2 pseudogenes are annotated in these 709 nt (G+C 64.5%); both read left to right on the forward strand.

Going from position 1 to position 709, the window contains the following annotated elements:
- A pseudogene (locus tag DIE12_RS37740) lies at nt 1-207 on the forward strand (electron transfer flavoprotein subunit beta/FixA family protein); the annotation flags it as partial.
- Nucleotides 208-223: 16 nt separating this feature from the next.
- A pseudogene (locus DIE12_RS37745) lies at nt 224-709 on the forward strand (electron transfer flavoprotein subunit alpha/FixB family protein); the annotation flags it as partial.

Consider the following 709-nt stretch of genomic DNA (forward strand, 5'->3'; position numbering starts at 1 on the left):
GAGCCGCGCTACGTGACGCTGCCGAACATCATGAAGGCGAAGAAGAAGCCGCTGGAAACGGTGAAGCCGGAAGACCTGGGCGTGGACGTCGCGCCGCGTCTGAAGACGCTGAAGGTGGCCGAGCCGCCGAAGCGCGCGGCCGGCGTGAAGGTGCCGGACGTGAAGACGCTGGTCGAGAAGCTGAAGACCGAAGCCAAGGTGCTGTAAGAGGGAGCGGAAAGAAATGACGATTCTGGTGATTGCAGAACACGACAACGCGTCGATCAAGGCCGCGACGCTGAACACGGTGGCAGCAGCAGCGAAGATCGGCGGTGACATCCACGTGCTGGTCGCGGGCCACAACGCGCAAGCGGCTGCCGATGCAGCAGCGAAGATCGCAGGTGTGTCAAAGGTGTTGCTGGCCGATGCGCCGCAACTCGAAGCGGGCCTCGCGGAAAACGTCGAAGCGACCGCGCTGAACATCGCGAAGGACTACTCGCACATCCTCGCGCCGGCAACGGCTTACGGCAAGAACATCGCGCCGCGTATCGCCGCGAAGCTGGACGTCGCGCAGATCTCCGAGATCACGGCCGTGGTTTCGGCCGACACGTTCGAGCGCCCGATCTACGCGGGCAACGCGATCGCGACGGTGCAGTCGAGCGACCCGATCAAGGTCATCACGGTGCGTGCGACGGGTTTCGATCCGGTGGCAGCCGAAGGCGGCAGCGCA

The organism is Burkholderia sp. Bp9015, from assembly GCF_003853505.1.
GTDB lineage: Bacteria > Pseudomonadota > Gammaproteobacteria > Burkholderiales > Burkholderiaceae > Burkholderia.